The organism is Campylobacter subantarcticus LMG 24377, assembly GCF_000816305.1.
Lineage (GTDB): Bacteria > Campylobacterota > Campylobacteria > Campylobacterales > Campylobacteraceae > Campylobacter_D > Campylobacter_D subantarcticus.
Genome location: NZ_CP007773.1, coordinates 913,595 through 934,125, shown reverse-complemented (window position 1 = coordinate 934,125; position 20,531 = coordinate 913,595). Strand labels below are relative to the sequence as shown.

At 25.8% G+C, this 20,531-nt stretch carries 12 protein-coding genes and 1 tRNA gene; 10 read left to right on the top strand and 3 right to left on the bottom strand.

The genetic code is table 11. From position 1 onward, the window contains the following. The first annotated feature begins 228 nt into the window (after positions 1 to 228). The 6 genes from CSUB8523_RS04865 to CSUB8523_RS04850 are packed head-to-tail and all read left to right on the top strand — an operon-like array spanning position 229 to position 7,763. Positions 229 to 1,110 (top strand): type ISP restriction/modification enzyme, encoded by an 882-nt coding sequence (locus tag CSUB8523_RS04865; protein ID WP_335334109.1) that lies wholly within the window; start codon positions 229 to 231, stop codon positions 1,108 to 1,110. Beyond that, a complete protein-coding gene (locus CSUB8523_RS09640) occupies positions 1,110 to 3,812 on the top strand; it encodes an SIR2 family protein (protein WP_069107229.1) in 2,703 nt (900 codons plus the stop codon). The genes CSUB8523_RS04865 and CSUB8523_RS09640 overlap by 1 nt, the downstream gene beginning before the upstream one ends. Then, a complete protein-coding gene (locus CSUB8523_RS10515) occupies positions 3,805 to 4,020 on the top strand; it encodes a DUF262 domain-containing protein (RefSeq protein ID WP_167333025.1) in 216 nt (71 codons plus the stop codon). Before CSUB8523_RS09640 ends, CSUB8523_RS10515 begins: the two co-directional genes overlap by 8 nt. 32 nt (positions 4,021 to 4,052) lie before the next feature. Continuing rightward, entirely contained in the window at positions 4,053 to 5,564 is a 1,512-nt protein-coding gene (locus CSUB8523_RS04855; RefSeq protein ID WP_167333045.1) for a GmrSD restriction endonuclease domain-containing protein, read from the top strand. Positions 5,565 to 5,566: 2 nt separating this feature from the next. Further along, positions 5,567 to 5,932, top strand: a complete 366-nt coding sequence (locus tag CSUB8523_RS10170; RefSeq protein ID WP_167333024.1) for a DUF262 domain-containing protein — start codon at positions 5,567 to 5,569, stop codon at positions 5,930 to 5,932. Beyond that, positions 5,874 to 7,763, top strand: a complete 1,890-nt coding sequence (locus tag CSUB8523_RS04850) for a hypothetical protein (protein WP_167333023.1) — start codon at positions 5,874 to 5,876, stop codon at positions 7,761 to 7,763. Before CSUB8523_RS10170 ends, CSUB8523_RS04850 begins: the two co-directional genes overlap by 59 nt. 113 nt (positions 7,764 to 7,876) lie before the next feature. Here the strand turns inward: CSUB8523_RS04850 and CSUB8523_RS10395 are convergent, their stop codons facing one another. Both CSUB8523_RS10395 and CSUB8523_RS04840 read right to left on the bottom strand, forming a co-directional pair. Further along, positions 7,877 to 8,326, bottom strand: a complete 450-nt coding sequence (locus tag CSUB8523_RS10395) for a protein kinase domain-containing protein (RefSeq protein WP_235362573.1) — start codon at positions 8,324 to 8,326, stop codon at positions 7,877 to 7,879. A gap of 2,451 nt (positions 8,327 to 10,777) precedes the next feature. Next, positions 10,778 to 10,864 (bottom strand) — tRNA-Leu (locus CSUB8523_RS04840). 138 nt (positions 10,865 to 11,002) lie between these two features. On the opposite strand from CSUB8523_RS04840, the gene flgL reads away from it, so the two are divergent. Then, positions 11,003 to 13,231, top strand: a complete 2,229-nt coding sequence (gene flgL / locus CSUB8523_RS04835) for a flagellar hook-associated protein FlgL (protein WP_043019800.1) — start codon at positions 11,003 to 11,005, stop codon at positions 13,229 to 13,231. A 270-nt stretch (positions 13,232 to 13,501) separates the two neighbouring features. Beyond that, on the top strand, positions 13,502 to 16,111 hold the full coding sequence (locus CSUB8523_RS04830) for a DNA translocase FtsK (RefSeq protein WP_417903408.1): 2,610 nt from the start codon (positions 13,502 to 13,504) through the stop codon (positions 16,109 to 16,111). Here the strand turns inward: CSUB8523_RS04830 and mltG are convergent, their stop codons facing one another. After that, positions 16,112 to 17,065, bottom strand: coding sequence for an endolytic transglycosylase MltG (mltG, locus tag CSUB8523_RS04825; protein ID WP_082019369.1), 954 nt, complete (start codon positions 17,063 to 17,065; stop codon positions 16,112 to 16,114). Here mltG and CSUB8523_RS04820 point away from each other — a divergent pair. Next, positions 16,983 to 19,553: a YhdP family protein gene (locus CSUB8523_RS04820; protein ID WP_069107228.1), complete on the top strand. Its 2,571-nt coding sequence runs from the start codon at positions 16,983 to 16,985 to the stop codon at positions 19,551 to 19,553. The two genes, mltG and CSUB8523_RS04820, sit on opposite strands and share 83 nt — an antisense overlap. 17 nt (positions 19,554 to 19,570) lie before the next feature. Then, positions 19,571 to 20,467: a malate dehydrogenase gene (locus CSUB8523_RS04815; RefSeq protein ID WP_043019799.1), complete on the top strand. Its 897-nt coding sequence runs from the start codon at positions 19,571 to 19,573 to the stop codon at positions 20,465 to 20,467. Positions 20,468 to 20,531: the final 64 nt, after the last annotated feature.

Sequence of the window (20,531 nt, the reverse complement as noted above, 5' to 3'; positions counted from 1 at the left end):
ACTATCTTTGGAGAGTAAAACATTTTTTAGGATTTAAAATTTAAAAATAAACTTCGCATTTATCTGCCTTTTAAACAGTATTTAATCACTTTCTTGGGATAAAACGGATATTTTGGGATATTTGGGATATTTTACGCTTTAGATTTGGAAAGATAAAAAGTTGTTTTTATATGTTTTAAAAGCCTATTATTTGGGAGTTTTGCTAAAATTATTTAGAGATAGTTACATATTCTTATTAAAATACCCCTTACAGATTTTAATCAAGAAAATATAAGAGAAATTTCTCATCGTCCCTTTACTAAAGAATATCTTTACTGGGATAAAACTTGGAATGAAGAACAATCTCAATTTTCAAAATTATTTCCTAAAAATACAGATGAGAATTTATTGATTTTAACAAGTTTAATGGCGACTAAAGAATTTTCATCTTTTATAGTAAATTCTATAACCGACTATCAAACTTTAGCCAACACTCAAGCTTTTCCGCTTTATTTTTATCAAGAAAATGGAAGTAAAGAATACGCTATAAGTGATTTTGCTTTAGATGAATTTAAAAAACAATTAAAAGATGAAACTATAAACAAAGAAGATATATTTTATTATATATATGCTATTTTAAATCACAAAGGCTATTTAGAAAAATGCAAATTTGAACTTTCAAAAGAAGCTCCAAGAGTGCCTATAAGTAAAGATTTTAAAAACTTAAGCATTTTGGGTAAAAAACTAGCCACTTTACATTTAAACTATGAAAACAATGAGATGTTTAAAGAAGTAGAATTTAAAGATGGTATCTTAGCTGATATAAGCAATGATGAATTTTACAAAGTCACTAAGATGAAAAAACTAGGAAATGATATTTTTTATAATCAAAATATCACTATAAAAAATATACCAAATATTGCTTATGAGTATAAAATCAATGGCAAAAGTGCGATTGATTGGATTATCGATAGATACCAAATAAGCATAGATAAAAAAAGTTTAATAGAAAATAATCCAAATGATTATCAAGGTGGTAAATATATCTATGAACTTCTTTTAAAAATCATTGATTTATCTATAAAAAGCGTTGATTTGATAGATGAGATTGGCAAAATGGAATGTGAGTGATGAAGAAAGAACAATATGAAGTATTTTTAAATACTAGTATTAAAAATATTAAAAAAGCGCTCGATGAAAATTATTTAAGTATATTTGCAGGAGCTGGCATAAGTGCTAATTCTCGCTTACCTACTTGGAGTAAACTTATAGAAGATATTTCAAAAGAACTTTATGGCAACGAAAAATATTCTGAATATAATTTAGTTTTAGCAGAAAAATTTTATAATCAGTTTGGAGAAAATTATTATTATCAAAAGCTAAGCGAATTTATTCCTAATAATAAACAACCAAACGACTTGCATAAAAAAATAGTAAAATTAAATCTAAAAAATCTTATCACTACTAATTGGGATAATCTATTTGAAAAAGCAATAGATGAGGAAGGTTGTTTTTATAATATTATAAAAAAAGATGAAGATATAGGATTTGCAACTGGATTTTCAAAGCTTATTAAAATGCATGGGAGTTTAGAAGATCAAAATATAGTTTTTAAAGAAGATGATTATCTAAAATATTCTGATAATTTTCCCTTAATAGAAAATTATATCAAAGGTATTTTTTCTACTGATTTGGTAGTTTTAATGGGATATTCGCTTAGTGATAGCAATGTAAAACAAATCATTTCATGGGTAAATTCTAAAGCTAGCAACATAAAACCTGTATATCTTGTCAAAATAAATAAAAAATTTGATAAATTAGAATTTGATTTTTATAAAAATAAAAATATTTATATTTTATATTTAGATGAAATATATAAAAAAAATGATTATGAACAATTTTTATATGATTTCTTTTTTAAAAATGAAATTAATAATTCTATTGACAATGTATTAAATTTATTTTTTAACGATATTGATGAAAATTGTTTAATTTTGAATAAATTAAACAATCAAGAGATAAATGACAAAGTAGAAGAATTTTTACAAAAATATAGAAATTGCAAATTTGTAATTTTAAAATCTTTTGTAAAAGATTTTAAAAATTATTTCACATTGGATACAAAAGATATTAGCTTTGATATTGATTGTATATCAATAAATAATAAAAAATTAATTAACTTTGTTGATGAAAAAAACTACAAAGCAATAGCTAATTTAACCAAAACTTTAATTTACATAAACAATAAATACATAAAACCTGATTATAAAGATAAAAAAGATATAGAAAATATTTTATATTTCAATTATGATAATATAGAAAAAGAAATAAAAGAACTTTCATTGAAAGATCTAAGTGATGAAGAAGAACTAAACTTAGCTTTTTGGCTTTATCAAAATGAACATTATATACAATCTTATAATACTCTAAAAAGAGTATCTAAAAATGCTTTTAAAAATAAAGATTATACTACTTGGTTTATAAGTGAAATAAATAGAAAAAATTTTATTTTTAAAGGTGTAACCAAAGAAAATGAAGAACAAATAAGAACTTATTTAAAAGAGATGAATAAAATTGATGCAGATGAGCTTTATTTAAAATTACCTAAAAAGAATAGATTAGAGGTCAAATCTTTAAAAGAGCTAGATAGCTATATAGATAAAAACTTGATTAAAATTAACGAATTACAAGAAAAAATTTCAAGAGATTATAATAACTATAAAAATGGTGGTTTTAATATAAATAATAATATATATCTAATCAGTAATATTTTTCAAAAAATACTTAACATAGAAATAGATTTAAAACTTATGTGTTCTTTAGAATCTATATATGACAATGTTGTAAAGTCATTTTTAATTTATTCGGCTAATGAAGGATTGCAAAAAGAAAAAAATAAAGAAGAAAATATATCTATCGACATAGATATATATTTATTTAGCTTTGCCATTAAGTATGTTGAAAATCAAGATTTAAAAAATATTTTTGATAAATATTTTAAGCAAAGCTATGTATTAAAATTAGACAATAATGAAGATATAAATAAGATCTATAAAAATATTTGTAAAAATTTTATTACTCAAGGATTTATTACAACTAAATATAGTAAATTATTTGATAATTTTTTAGCATTTAGCTCTTGGATAAATTTAACTCAAGAAAATTTTAATCTAATTATAGATAATTTTAATGAAAAATTAGAAAATAATTTATTAGGAATTTCTCAATATGATGGTATGAACTATTTTTTATCTAATCAATACCAAAAAAATAAAAATTTAGATTTCTCTAATATAACTAATATTATTAAAAAATATATAAATGCGTTTTTAAGTGGTAGATTTGGTGGTTATAATACATTAGCTTTACAGCGTTCAAATATGTTTTATAGTGTTTTTAATATACTAATTAATAAAAAAATAAAATTAGAAGATAGTTTTAATACAAAAATATCAGAATTTATAACCAATTTAAAAAATAAAAATATAAATGATAAGTATTATTATACAATATACCTTTTGAGATTATTGAGTTATATTGTAATTGAAGTTACACAACAAGAAATAGATGATTTTAATCGAGAAATTTATAATCAAGTTAAAAATGAAAATAAAGATTTGTATACACTAGAATTAGGATTTTGTTTATATAGTGATAAAAAAATACCTAAAGAAGAGTATAAGAAAGAGTTCTTTGAAATCAAAAAAAGAACAAAAGAAGAGTATGATAAAAAAATATCTAAAATGGAACTTAATAATTTAGGTGAAATTATGAGCATTTTAGATTTTATAGAACAAAATGAAAAAAAGATATTTGGAGAAGATAATGAGTGATATTAAATCAATAAATGATTTATTTGGGTTGAATTTTGTAATTCCATCTTATCAAAGGGGTTATAGATGGGATGAAATACAAGTTAGAGATTTATTAGAAGATATATGGAATTTTTGTGAAAAAGAAGATGATAAGAAAGATAGTTTTTATTGCTTACAGCCGATTATTGTAAAAAAATACGAACAAGATGAAAAAAATATAAATTAGTTGATGGGCAACAAAGACTTACTACTATATATATGATTCTTTCTCATTTTAAATTATATATGGATGATAGTAGATATGAATCATTTAAAATAGAATATGAAACTAGAGAAGATAGTAAAGATTTTTTAGAAAATATACAAGAAAGATACAAAACAAATGAAAAAGAATTAAATATTGATTTTTATTATATGAGTAAGGCTTATGAATATATTGAAAAATGGTTTAGTGAAAATAACAACAGAAGGCAAGAATTTTTTAGAATTTTAACATCACAAAATAATATAGCAAAAAATGTGAGAATTATATGGCATGAAATAGAAGATAATGAAGATGAAAGGGAAGTATTCTCAAGAATAAATAATGGAAAAATTCCATTAACTAATGCCGAATTAATCAAAGCCTTATTTTTAAATAGCAATAACTTTAAAAAAGAAGAAGTTGATTTAAGACAAATTGAAATTTCTAAAGAATGGGATGAAATGGAATATGCCTTACAAAACAACGAATTTTGGAGATTTTTAACTAGCGATGAAGATTATCCAGCAAGAATAGAGCTTTTGTTTAAAACTTACTATAAAATAAAAAAAGATGAAAAATATGAAGACTCTTATGCAATTTATAGATTTTTTTCTGAAGAATTAAATTTTGAAAATGATAAATTTAAACAATTAGATGAAATTTGGCTAGAAGTTAAAAAAATATTTTTAACATTTAAATATTGGTATGAAAATCATAAGTTATATCATTTAATAGGCTATTTAAATGTTTTAAATGTTTTAAATGTTTTAGAAAACAAAGAAAGCGAAAAATCACTAGTTAATCTTTATAAAGAATCTTCAAAAAAGAGCAAAGAGGATTTTATGCTATTTATAGAGGAGCAAATTAGTAAGCGTGTAAATGTAAAAAATATAAGTGAAATAAAGGAAATGAGCTATGAATATAATAAAAAGGAGATAAAGAAGATATTATTGCTATTTAACATAGCTACATACTTAGAGAGTGATATAAGATTTTCATTTGATAAATTTATATCAGAAAAATGGAGCTTAGAGCACATAAATCCTCAAAGCAGATTTACCATAAAAAGCAAAGATGAAAAAAAACAATGGATAAAAGAAATTATTGATGTTTTAAAATTACTTCAAGATGATAATTCGAATGAACAAACAACTTCATTATTAAAAAAACTTATTAATAATATAAATGAAAACATTGATGATAAAAAATTTGCTGATATAACTAATGATGTTTTTGAATATTTTAGTCCTGAAGATAAACATAGTATAGCTAATTTGACTTTGCTTTCGCTTGATACAAATAGTAGGCTTAGCAATCATATATTTGCTATTAAAAGAAATAAATTAAAAGAAGATGAAAAAAATGGAAAATTCATCCCTTTATGCACTAAAAATGTGTTTATGAAGTATTATAGTGAAAAATTTGATGATGTAAAAAATATTTATTTTTGGACTAGTAGTGATCAAGATTCGTATTTAAAAGCTATTGAAGAAAAAATCAAAATTTTTATAAAAAATGGAGAATAACAATGCTTAAAAATATTACCAATTTTAAAAAATTAATTGAAGAATGTCAAATTAAAATTCCTATTATACAGAGAGATTATGCGCAAGGAAGAATTGAGGCTAGTGTTATTAGGAATAAATTTTTAGACAATATTCTTGCACACTTGAACAATAATAAAGAAATGCGTTTAGATTTTATTTATGGAAGTGTTAAAAATGATGTTTTTTTGCCGCTTGATGGACAACAAAGACTGACTACTATTTTTTTACTTTATTGGTACTTCGGAAAAAAGGAAGATAAAGAAATAGATTTTTTAAAAAAATTTACTTATGAAACTAGAGCTAGTTCAAGAGAGTTTTGTCAAAAAATTAATACAAGAAGAATTTAATACTTTTGAAGATGGTGATAAATTATCTGAAAAAATTAAAAACAGCAGTTGGTTTTTATATTTTTGGGATAATGATCCTACTATTAAATCTATGCTAGCAATGATAGATGATATACATAAAAAATTTAACAACGAAGAATTCTTTGATAAATTAGAATTACTTAAATTTTATTTTATTAAACTAGAGAATTTTAATTTAGATGATGATTTATATATAAAAATGAATGCTAGAGGTAAAAAATTAACAGATTTTGAAATTTTTAAAGCAGAATTTGAAAAATTTCTAATTAGTAAAAAGAAAAATCCCTTCAAAGAATATTTTATAAAAAATATTGATGGCGAGTGGACAGACTTGTTTTGGAGATTAGGTTTTAAAAATAAACACTATTTGATAGATGATGCTTTTATGAATTTTTTTTATTTTATCAGTGAAATGCTTCATGTAAAAAATAAAGAAAAAACAGCAGTTGCTGATTTTGAAAATATGAAAAAAAACATTAGTAAGTTGATTGAAAATGTGTATTTTAATGATGAAAATATTGATTTCTTCTTTAAAGCTATTAAATACTTAGAAAATATAGCTAATTTTAACAAGGAAAACCTTTCAGATAATTTTGAAAAAAATAAATTAGCTTTATTTGATAAATATCCAGATTTATTAATAAAAGTAATTAATAATGATAAGGGTAATCTGATTAATTTACAGCAAAAAATATTATTATTCATCATCATTAGTAATTTTGTAGAAAATGAAGGCAATATTAATGTTGTAAATTTATTAGATAAACTTAGAATTGTAAGAAATTTAACTCAAAGAATTAGAGCTTTAAAGCAAGGTAAAATAGATTATACTGCTACTTTATCTTATGAAAAATTACATTATATATTAAATATGTCTTTAGTTAATGCAAAAGAAAATATATATACCCACCTAATCAATAATGAAGTAAAATTAACAAATACGGATATAAGCAAAGATTCATTGGATCAAGAAGTGTATAAAGCAAAATATACACAAAATGACAATAATTTAAAATGCGTTATTCAAAAATTAGAAGATTATAAATATATTTGTGGAGATCTATCTTTCTTTTTGTTCGAAGATAAAGAATTGTTAGAATTTGCAAGTGATAATATTGATAAAATTTTTAATAGTGAAACTCATTTAATTATTAGGTCTTTGCTAACCATAGATGACTATGTAAAATATATTGGTTTTGCTGGCTCTGGTTCAAAATATTACTTTGGTGTTAATAATAAATGGGAAATCTTATTAACCAAGAATAATCAAGATGATATAGAAAATTACATAAATTTATTTTATAATTTTTTTAAAAAATATAAATTTATTAAGGATAATTTTTCAGATTATGATTCAAATAAAATATTAGAGCATTTGATTTCAGATTATCTCAATAACGAAAGTAATATAGACTATACTAGTTGGATTTATTATTTCATTAAATATGGAGATAAAATATTTAATAATATAGAAAAAAATTATTTTGTTTGGTATGATGATGAAGATAATTTTAACATAAATAAAATGTATGGCGAAACAATGGGTAGCAAATATGTAAATACTTATGTAAAAATATTATACAAAGAAATATACAAAGAAATATCTAATATAAATTTTGATGATAAAAATGAAGTTAGTTTGATAGAAGATGAACAAAGATCTGAATATATTAAAATTGCTGATAAAATAGAAATAATATCATGTAATAAAAATGGATGGCTTATAAAATTGAATGATGATTTTAGTATGGAAAATATAAATAGTGATTTTGTTTTAGAAAAAAAGATAAAAATGGGGTTTATATTTTAAAACACAATAAATCACAAGATGTTATTGAAATGGCACAAGAATTAATTAATACTATCCAAAATAACTAGTTTAACCTAGTTATTTTGCTTTTAAAAAAGAAATAAAATCCACTTTTATTTATATCTGTTTTCCTTGTCTTCACCAATTCCTTTTTTTAAAAAATCACAATTTGCTTTTTTTACATTCTTTTTGCCTGTAGCTATAAAATACAAGACTTGAGTTAACGCATAAAGCTCATCTTTAATGTTATACTCATTAAAACCTTTAATTTTCAAGGTAGAAAAATCATTTAAACTTCCTTTTATTTCTGTATCAATACTTGTTAAATCGCTATTAATTTCTTTTGCTAATCTAAAATCAGAAATTTTTATCACAGGATAAATATTATCATATAACTTCAGCAAGATATTATTAAAACTAATGTCCCTATGTAATATATTATTGTTCCATAGAATTTCAATCCCTTTGAGCACTTGATAATCTAAGGAAATTCTTTCACCGTTTGAAAGCTTTTGGTTATAATTTTTTATATATTTTTCTAAAATGAAATCAGTATACTCCATAATATATTCCTTCTTTTTTCACTCATAGAATATACTTTTAGAATATAAGGATTGTTAACACTTCTCATTATTTCATACTCTTTAACAAATCTAATTAAATTCTTTATCGTTGGCAGCCTTATTTAGTCTCTTTAATGCAAAATGACATTGATAAAAATTAGCATAAGATCCACTACCAATAGAAGTTAAAGTGCACTTTCTGAGTATGTTTGGAATATTTATTTTGTTTGACAAAATAAAAATAGATATATTTTTTCATAAGTAGTTATTTTTTTCATTCCTAAAGGAATCTCACTACCTCTACTATTTTCTAAAAAATCTAAGCACTGTTTAAAAATATTGTAATAATATTTATCTATCTCAAAAGATAACTCACTGTTTTTAAATTCTTTCTGTAAGTGCAAAGCTAACTCTATATTGGTTTTTAACTTTCTACTATAGTCGGCCAAATAATGTTTATTGCTTTTTCGGTAGATGGAAGACGTTCGTTCATTTTTTTAAAACACTCTATAATGTTATTATGTAAAGATGAAAAAACTAATTGAAGGTGTTTGTTTGTGGTGCAAGAATACAATTCTAAATAAGAATTAGATAATGTTTGTTGAAGTTCGTTAAGTGCATTAGTTAAATTATTTTCTAATATTCTATCTATATTTAAAACTCTTTTACCTATAAAAAATAAAACTATTGATTAATAAAATCTATGCAAAATAAATTATAACACAAAACAAGCTCATAAATCGATTTTAATTATTTAATGCTATGTTGATATTGCTTTATAGTAGATTTTTGATTTTAAGCTTATTTTTGTTTATATTTGGCGGTATTTAATTGCAATAAAATCTTTATAATATTTTCAAAGTCTTTAACATCTTCATTTAATAAAGCACATTTATTGCTTAATATGGCATATTTATAAGCATTGATAATATCTAAATCAGGATATTTTTCTTGTAAGCTTTTTATTTTACTTGATTGCTTTACTCTAGCAAGTTTTGATTTATAGAGATTTTTATATTTATCATAAAGCGAAGAGCTAATGCCAATTAAAGCACCTTCATTTTTAGTTTCTTTAAAGATTCTTAAGACGAATTTGATACAGCCATTTTTTCTGTTAATGCGTCTTGTATCATAAGGATTTTTTAAAGAATATTTAGTGCAATTTACTACCCAAGTGTGAATTATTTTTTCTAATCTATCACTTTTGTTTTGTGTAGGAGTTTCATCTAGTTTTATCTCATCTTTAGGATTATCAGCAGATACAGTTTTTTTTGAAAAATGTATTTTTAAACACAGAATAACTTGCCTTTTTTAACAAAAATTTATAATATTTTATCATACAAAAATTACAAAATCATAACATTTTCATTTTTTAAAAAAACACAGCAAATCTCAAAAAAATACTAAAGGTAACAAAAACATATAATCTAATACTTACGAAGTAATGTATTGCAAAAACGATTATTTTTAACAAAAATGACAAATTTTATAAAAATCTATAAAAAATACACCAAAAATTTATCAAAATATACGAAATATATACTTTTTAGGCTAAAGGTAACGAAAACGGTATATCTGCTTAGCATGGTGTAGTGATTATTTTAAAATGGGCTTTTTTTATAAATTTTAACCTATAAAACTCCAAAAAGAAAGCTTTAAAATACAGCTTAAAATTTCCATTTTACTAAACTTTTTATCAAAACAAAAAAAGGTAAGATTTTTTGAAAAAATTAACTTGTATTTTTTTGGATATTTTTTTATAACTTTAATAAAATGAAGATATATTTTAAGAAAAAATGAGAGTATTTTTAAGCTAGCGATCCAACTAAAATAAATTTCATTTTTATAAAAAATAAAAAAGATAAAATCAGATTAATTTTTATTTTAATATCAATCATGATCACCTCCTTATAGTTTAATAAAATATAAAAAGGATCGCAGCTCCAGCTAATCGCTAGCTTAAAAATACTAAGTGATATAATTTTATAATAATTTTAAATTAAAATAATTTTTTTATATTTTTGATAAAAAGATTAAGATGTATATAAAATAATATTTGCTTAATCCTAAAAGCAAAAAACCGAAAAAGCCGAGAAACCATTATTTTACCAATGCTAATAATTATAAAATTTCATATGTTTTAATGGTTTAACTAATTTTAAAGCCTTATGAATAAAATAAATAAATTAATGTATTTAGTTTATACTGTCTTCTTTTAATAAAAAAAGAAATAGAAAATGAATTAGCAATTGAATATAAAAAAGTAAAATGTATTTTTATTTTATTCTTTTTTAAATATTTTTATAAAAGTCAATTTCTTTTTTTTAGATTATAATGATAAATTATATTATTTTAATATGGAGTATTAAAAATTAATTTTTGAGAAAAAAACCGCTACCAAAACCGCTCCCTGAGCTTTTTAAAAAAATTAAAAAACACTTTGAAAAGTAATGGTGCCCGAGGTCGGACTCGAACCGACACAAGGTTGCCCTTACCAGATTTTGAGTCTGGCGCGTCTACCAGTTTCACCACTCGGGCTTTTTGCAATGATTGGGATTATACTAAAAAAATATTAAAAAAAAATAAAATATTTGATATGAAATATTAAAATATTTTCAAATTTTGGAACTTTTTTTGCTTTATTATACTTAAAAAAATTATCTGTGGAGTAAAATTATGAGAATTAGCAATCAGTATAATTTCTATACATCTATACAAAGTTACAATGATGGACAGTCTTTGTTGAATAAATATAATTTACAATTACAAACAGGTCAGCTTATTCAACACTCTTGGGAAAATGCTAATACTTATATTAATGGTTCAAGATTAGAGTATGAGCTAGCTAATATAGGTCAGGTAATTCAAGGAACTCAATCTGCTATGGAGTTAGCAAGAAATACAGATACAGCATTAAAAAATATTACAGAGCTTTTGGAGAAATTTAAAACACTTTTAACTAAAGCCGCAAGTGATGGTAATTCTAAAGAATCTAGAGAGGCTATTGCAAAAGAACTGCAACTTGTGAGAGATTCTATTGTAAATATTGCAAATACTAGTATTAATGGACAATATTTATTTGGTGGATCAAATAGTGCAAACAAACCTTTTGATAAATATGGAAATTATTCTGGTAATAAAGATAATATTTATGTTGTAAGTGGAGCAGGAACCCAAATTCCTTATAATATTCCAGGTTGGGATTTATTTTTTAAACCTGATTCAAATATCAATAAAATTATATCTACTAATGTTTCTTTTAAAGATAATCGTTATACAACTTCTCCTGAAAATGAAAAAATTTTAGATGGAGAGTCTAAATTTTCACATCTTATAGGACAAAATTATGTCCAAAATGGTGAACTCGATCCAGATAAACATTTTGACAGTAATTATGAGGAAAAACTTCCCTTTCCGCACTCATCAATGTATGTTCAAGGGGTAAGACCCGATGGAACAAGTTTTAAAGCTACTTTAGATATAGATCCTGATGCGAAAATAGATGATGTGTTAAATAACATAGGTAAACTATATGGTAACACAGAAGGCAACAAAGTAGTAGATGTAACGATTAATGATAGTGGTCAAATTGAAATCAAAAGCTTAAAAGAGGGAAGTAGTTCTTTAGACTTTCATGCAGTTGCTATGACTCCGCAGCTTCAAGATGCAGAGCAAATTAAAGCTTTAAAAGCCGCTGCAGATGCTGAAGGTATCAGCATGGAAGATGTGACCGATCGTATCATGCAAGCCGCACATGGAGGGAATTTAAATAACACAAGAAGTCCGGTTACTATCGAGGTTAATAACCAACAATTTACTGTAGATATACACAAAACAGACTTTATAAAAAGCAATATCAATGGCAATAAAACCAATGGAGCTGATTTTGATGTGCCTTTTGAAAAAGATGGTAATACTGTTTTTGGTAATGTTTCTCAAGTGGTGAAAGGAACAAGCGAATACGCAACAGATAGTACAAAGCTTAGTGAAGTAGTTGCAAATGCCAATGGTAGCATGCAAGGTCAGCGACTCCAAATGGAGATTACTTCTAAAAATGGACGAACTTATAATGTAACTATTGATTTAGGAAATTCAACAGTAAGCTACCCTGATCCAAATAATCCAGGTCAAAACATAAGTTTTCCTATCACTCATTCTCAATACAATGAAGCAACTGAAACTGCAAGCGGGGTGCAAACAAGACCTGAGGATATTACTTATGGTCAATTAAATGATATTATAGGTATGTTTGCTAGCGGTAATGTTCCTACTGCAACTATAAATGTAAATAATGGCGTTGTTGATGATGCTGGGTTTCAAACTATTCAACAAAATATAAGCGACTCTAAGGGTTTTGTTGAAGTCAGTATGGATTATAAAGGTCGTATCAGCATTACTGATAAATTTTCAAGTAATACTAATATAGGTCTTACTATTAAAGATTCAAATTCAAATAGCAACTTTCCTCCAGCAGGAGAAATACGCAATGGATCAGGTTTTGTATTTAGTGCAAATAATTCTTTGACTATTGATGAACCAAATATTGATCTAATTAAAGACTTAGATGAGATGATTGATGCGGTTTTAAATGGCACTATGAGAGCTGATTCAGAAGGAAGTGATCCTAGAAATACAGGTTTGCAAGGAGCGTTAGAGAGAATTGATCACTTGCAAGAGCATGTTAGAAAAATGCAAACTACCATCGGTGCGTATACAAATAATATAGAAGAAACTAACAAAAGAATGACTTTTTTAAATATCAATGTAGCTTCTATAAAAAGTGGTGTAACTGATGCTGATTATGGGCAAACTTATATGATGTTTATGCAAACTATGGTTTCATACCAAGCAATGCTTTCAGCAACTTCTAAAATTTCTCAAATGAGTTTATTGAACTACATGTAATTTTTGATATAATAGCTTTTTCTTTATAAAGGATATATTATAAAAAAAGAAGCTATTTTTGTTATTTCTAATATTTTTATTTTTTATTTTTGTTTAAGTGTTTTGATACCTGATCAAGCTTTGGTAAGTATCATAGGATATTCTTTAGCAAAACTTAGTTATTTTTTATTTGGATCATTGACTAAATTTTATCCTTTTGTCTTTTTTTGGTTTAATTATCTTTTGTATAAAAATGATTATAACTTTGAACTTATAGAGCGTAGATTTAGTATGGCTGTTTTTGCTTGTATTTTTGCTTCGCTTATTTTTGCTTCAGCATTCTTGCAAGATAAAGGCTATATAGCTTCTGCTATGTTTGTGATTTTAGATGGAATTTTTGGAAAAATTGGTAGTTTAATCTTGGTAATTTTGCTTTTAGCTTTTGCTTTTAGTATTTCTTTTCCGCAAATTATAAAAGATGTGTTTAAAATAGAGCTTGATTTTGATTTTTATTTAAAGCTAGAAACTTTAATTAAAAATAAAATTTTTGGCTTTTTTGGTGGCGATAAGTATGAAAATGAAACCAAAGAAGAGCAAGAAAAACTCAAACAAGAGCTTTTAATCAAAGAGAAAAAAGAAGAATTTGTTAAAAAAGAAGAACTACCAAAGCAAGAGGCTCAAGAAAGTAAAAAATTCAACCTCGAAGATTTGAAAAATCAAGAATTAGAAGAAGTGATAATTAGCGAAGAGGATAAAAAATTAAGCTCAAGTTATATTCATGAACTTTCAGAACCTATCGCAAATTTTGCACAAAAAGCCAGCCAAATAAATATAAAGGAAAATGAAATGACCCCTGAAGAGTATTTGTCAAAATATAAAAATAATAGTGAAGATATTTATACTCAAACTTTAAAAAGTAAAAATTTAGATGAGCCAAGTTATAAAAGACGCAACATGGATTTCAATGAAAATAAAGAAGAAGTGATAGAAGAAAATTCTTTGTTTGCTAAAGAACTTAAAGAGCGTGAGCAAATGTTACAAAAAGCTAAATTATTAGAAGAATATAAAGCCTTGCAAAAAGAAAAAATTTTAGAAGAGCTTAATGAGGATTTTAAAAAAATCGAAGAATTAAACGCCTTAGAGGCACAAAAAGAGGCTGAGTTTAAAAAAATCCAAAATAAAACTAGGTTTTTAGGGGTGAAAGATTTTAAAGATGAAGATTTTATCCCACAAAATGAAGTAAAAGAATTAGATTTTAGTGAAGATGATTTTACTAAGCCTGTTGGCATAGAAGAGCTAAGAAGTAAAAAAAATTATGAAAGTCCTTTTGTGATAGAAGAAGTGCAAAATGAAGTTAAAGAAGAAAAAAATCCATTTGAAATTATCCAAAAGCCTATAGCGGAAGTAATAGAAAATAAAACACACCATTCTATCACTAATGAAGTGAGTGAAAATAAAGCTTTATTAAAAGATCTTGACTTTGGAAATTTTGAAAAGCCAAAAGATTTTTCTTTACCACCTTTAGATTTTTTAACTATGCCAAAAGAAGGCAAAAGTGAAATCAATGAAGAAGAGATTGATAGAAAAATTTATGATTTACTTGAAAAATTAAGACGCTTTAAAATAGGTGGCGATGTGGTTAGAACTTATACAGGACCTGTTGTTACCACTTTTGAATTCCGCCCTGCAGCTGATGTAAAGGTGAGTAAAATTTTATCTTTGCAAGATGATTTAGCTATGGCTTTAAAAGCGCAAACTATAAGAATTCAAGCCCCGATACCAGGTAAAGATGTGGTTGGTATAGAGGTACCAAATGAGCAAATCGACACGATTTATCTAAGAGAAATTCTAGAAAGCGATGTATTCAAAAACTCTAGCTCACCTTTAACTATAGCTTTGGGTAAAGATATAGTAGGCGATCCTTTTGTGACAAATCTTAAAAAACTTCCTCATCTTTTAATAGCGGGAACAACAGGAAGCGGTAAAAGTGTAGGGATTAACTCTATGCTTTTATCTTTGCTTTATAGAAATTCACCAAAAACTTTAAGACTTATGATGATAGATCCTAAGATGCTTGAATTTAGCATTTATAATGATATACCACATTTACTTACCCCGGTTATCACTGATCCTAAAAAGGCGGTTAATGCATTATCAAATATGGTAGCTGAAATGGAGCGAAGATACCGCTTGATGGCTGATGCAAAAACTAAAAACATCGAAAATTATAATGAAAAAATCAAAGAACAAGGCGGAGAGATCTTGCCATTTATCGTGGTGATCATCGATGAATTAGCTGACTTGATGATGACAGCGGGTAAAGATGTGGAATTTTATATAGGTCGTTTAGCACAAATGGCAAGAGCTAGCGGAATCCACTTAATCGTAGCTACTCAACGCCCTTCGGTAGATGTGGTTACTGGGGTTGTAAAAGCGAATTTACCAAGTAGGATTTCCTATAAAGTAGGACAAAAAATAGACTCTAAGGTTATTTTGGATTCTATGGGTGCTGAGAGTTTGTTAGGACGCGGGGATTGTTTATTTACCCCTCCTGGTATGAGTGGTTTGGTGCGTTTACATGCTCCTTTTGCAAGTGAAAATGAAATCGAAAATATCGTAGAATTTTTAAAAGCTCAACAAGTAGTTGAATATGATGAAAGCTTTTTGAAAGATGACAGTCAAGATGGGGTTTATAAAAGAAGCGAAATAGATGATGGGGAATTAGATGATCTTTATGAAGAAGCAAAAGCAGTGATTTTAGAAGATAGAAAAACAAGTATTTCATATCTGCAAAGACGCTTAAAAATAGGCTATAACCGCGCAGCAAACATCATAGAACAACTTTCTCAAATGGGTGTTTTAAGCGAACCTGATGCAAAAGGGCAAAGAGAAATTTTATAATTAATTTCTTATTGCCTTATTATGTTCTTTTAAAGTAGAGGTAAAAATATGCTTATTGGTTTTTTTGTCTCTTACAAAATATAAATATTCTGTTTTAGCAGGAAAAATAGCCGCTTTAATCGCTTCAAATGAAACATTACACACAGCTTCTTTTGGTATGCCACTGAATTTGTAAGTATTATAAGAGCTATTGTCTGATCTTATTCTTTGTGGGGTAACTTTTTCATGAGAGTACTTTCCGTAGTTGAGTGTTCCATCCATTTGAAGCTTCATGCCTTTTTTTAAGCGATTTCTAATTACTGATGAGATGATAGGCATTTCTTCATTATCCGCTGCCTCTTTTTGAATAATGGAAGCTATAATGATGTATTCATGCCATTTTTTTTCATTATATTCTCTAAAAATTTTAAAAGAAAGTTTTTTAAATTCATTAGTAGAATAAGCTAAAAGATATTTTACTAAAAGCTCTTCTGTAATGCCTTTTGGAATCTTATAAGTTTCAGGAAAAAGCATGCCTTCTTTAAAAGGACTTTGTTTGTAAAATTCTTGCATTAAAGTTTTAGCGTTTAAGTTAAGCTTAGGGGCTAATTCGTGAAAGAATATCTCTGTGGTTTCTCCAGGAATGAGTGTAATGGTTTCAAGTGCTGCTTTGGCGATGGTAAGTTTGTGTAAAAATTCAGCTCGGTTGAGTGCATTTGTGCCTATATTGATCCAACCAGATTGAGGATGACCTAAAAAATACAAAGTGTATTTGTCAATACTGCTCATTTTATAGTTATTTTTATCTAATTGCGTTATAATCTTACTTACAGAACCTTGTGGTATAAAAACCACGGAGTTTGTTTTTATGGGTAAGAGTAGATAGTAAAAAATGGATAAAAGAAAAATTAAAACAAAATCACAACATATTAAAAAAATTCTTAAATTTTTAGCATTGCCTATTATTTTTTTCATAGCTTTGTTTATTTACCTCAAAAATGGAATTTATATAGAAAAAATCGAGATTGCTTCTATAAATTTGGAGAAATTATATATTAAATTAGATAAAAAACTTATTTTAAATGCAAAAAAAGTTACTATTAATTCGCACAATCAAAAGGGGCAAAATGATACTAGCGCAAGTAAAGCTATTAAGATTATAAAAGATGTGAAGTATTTGTACTGGTTTTTTCAAGAAGTAAGCATTGGAGAAATTTTAGTCAATAATTATCCAGTAGAGTTTGTATACAAAAATGATTTGTTTTTTGTCAATGGTGAGGATTTGTTGATTAAACTTAATTTAAAAGTTGATGATAAAAAAATTCAAGTTGATGTAAATAATTTTCTTCTAAAAGATTATGATCTTAATATTATGGGTACTTTAATGGTAAATCCCAAAACCAAATTTTACACATTTAGAGGTAAGCTTGAAAGTGATTTTTTAAAAAGCGATGTTAAATTTTCACTTAAAAGAGAAGAAGTTGCATATGAGTTAAAAAATATCAGCACAAATAATATTTCTAAAATCTTCCATATTCTTACAGAAAATGGAGTGAAGCTCCCGACTAACTTGGATCTTTGGGTGGGAGGCAAGGTTAAAGCAGATTTTTATTTTATCGAAGAATTAAATGGTTTTGCGGATTTTGGAAAGCATAGGTATTATTTAGATGATATAAAAGCTAAGGGCTATGTGAATAATCTAAGAGTGGTTTTGGATAAAGGAATTGATCCTATTGTTAGTCCTTTTGTAAGGCTTGAATTTGCCAAACAAAGACTTGATTTTATTTATGATGAATTACATTTTAATAATTATGAACTAACTCAAAGTCAAATTTATATAGATAATATGCTAAATGAAAAAGCAGGAATTTATATACGTATTAAAAGTGATAATGCTAGAGCTGATTATAGAGTTAATAAAATTTTGCTTTTATATGATATAAAATTACCATTTTTGCAAAATAATGGTATTACAAAGACTGATTTGATATTAAAAATTCCTTTTGAACATCCTGAGAAAATCGCTTATAATGGTAGTTTTAATATGATTAATTCAAATATAAATATAAGTGATTTTAAGATAGCTCAAGCAAATGTTACTTTGAAAAAAGATAGACTAGATATACAAAATGCAAGCGTACAAAGTAGCATAGTTAATGGTGATTTTAATGCAAGTGTTGATTTGAAGCAGAAAAAAGGTGATTTTGAAACTTTTATAACAAACTTAGACTTACCACAAGATAGCTTAAAAATGGAAAACAAATTTCTTGATCTAAACCTTGATTTTGATAAAAATATTAATTTGTATAATAAAGAATTTACTACAACATTAAATTTTGATCAAGGTATGTTTGTTTACGTTGAAAAACTTGCAAAATATAAAAATTATTCTAAATTAATGCAAAAAAATAAAATACATGATGGGGAATTATCTTTAAATACTTTAAATTTTCAAGATTTTAATGTAGATATTAACAATACTACTTTTGAGTCATTTTTACTTTATAAAGATAATAATCCTTATGAGTATGATAGTTTTAGCATAAAAATAAAAGGAGAGGATTTTAATTTAGCTAGTGCAAGTGGTAGTATTTTTGCACAAAAAGACAATGATGATGTAAATATCACTTTAAATAATATTAATTTATTGATTTCTCAGCAAGATACAGAAAACACCTTAGATGCTCTTGAAAATTTAACTTATAATATTAGCGGGAAAAATATAGATTTGATTTTGAAAGATTTTAACAAAACTTTAGATTTTGATCAATTTAGTGCAAATGTAAAAAAAGATTTTGTAAAAGCACAGGCAAATCGCGGTGAATCTAAATTTAACTTTTTATTAAAAGAAAATCAGATGCAAATTAGAGCTTTGAAAATGGATGATGATTTTTTAAATACTTTTATGCGACAAAATGCTTTTGAAAAAGGTGAATTTAACCTTTATATAGATGGTAATAGTACAGATTTTTTTAAAGGAAAGTTTTTATTTAAAGATACATATTTAAAAGATCTTAAATTTCACCAACAGCTTTTGAGTTTTATAGATACTATACCAAGTTTGCTTTTATTTAAAGCCCCAACTTTCAATGAAAAAGGTTTTAGTATTGAAAATGCAGGTGTGAGTTTTAGTAGAAAAAAAGATCTTTTTGAAATTGATGCGCTTAATTTCAATGGAGATAGCGCAGATATTTTAGGTCAAGCTAAGGTGAATTTAAGAAGTGGTCAAGTTGATGGTTTATTAGAGCTAAGAACATTAAAATCAGCTAGTTCTGTGATCTCTAAAGTGCCAATTATTAACCAGATTATCTTAGGAAAAGATAGACAAATTAGTACACAAATTAAATTAGGTGGAACGCTAGATAACCCTGAGTTTAAAACTCAGCTGATTGCACAAAGCTTACAGCTTCCATATCATTTGATAAAAAATATTTTCGAGCTACCAGCAAATTTAGTAAAATAACTACAAAAGGAGTGACAATGAAAATCACTATCATAGGTGCTGGAAATGTTGGTACAAGTGTAGCTTATGCATTGATTTTAAGAGAGTTAATCAGCGAGCTTGTTTTGGTTGATATTAATAAAGATTTGCTTCTTGCAAGAGAATTGGAACTAAGCCAAAGCATTGCAGCGTTTAATTTTGATGTAAAAATTACTTGTACGAGTGATTATAAATATACCAAAAATTCTCAAGTGGTTATCTTTAGTGCGGGTGTGGCTAGAAAAGAAGGGCAAAGTAGAGATGAATTGTTTACGATAAATTCTAAAATAATGCTCGAATGCGCACAATGCATTAAACAATATAATCAAGATCCATTATTTATCATAGTTAGTAATCCGGTGGATTTTTTACTTAATACTCTTTATAAAAGTAAGCTTTTTAGATCAAATAAAATTATCGCTATGGCAGGGGTACTAGATAATGCAAGATTTAAATACGAGCTAAGCAAAAGATTAAATTTAAAAACATCAGAAGTAGATACTAAATTAATAGGTTTTCATAATGACAGTATGGTTTTGATCCAATCACAAAGTAAAATTAAAAACAAAGCCTTAGATGAAGTGTTAAATGCACAAGTTATCGCTCAAATAGAACATGAAGTCAAAACAGGCGGTGCTAAGGTGATTAAACACTTAAAAACTTCAGCATATTTAGCTCCAGCAAGTGCTTGTGTGAGAATGATGGAAGCTTTAAAAAGTGGAGAATTTTTACCTATGAGTGTGATTTTAAATGGTGAATATGGCTTATACGGAAAAGCTTTTGGGGTTATGGCAAGAATCAGTCTTGAGGGTGTGCTTGAAACCTTAGAGTTGAAATTAAGTGAGCATGAGCAACTAGCTTTGGAAAAATCTTTCATTCAATACAATTATAAATGATATTTTAGGAGTTACTACTCCTAATGTTACTTTGCGTGATAAAACTTCAATTGTTTTATTTTAT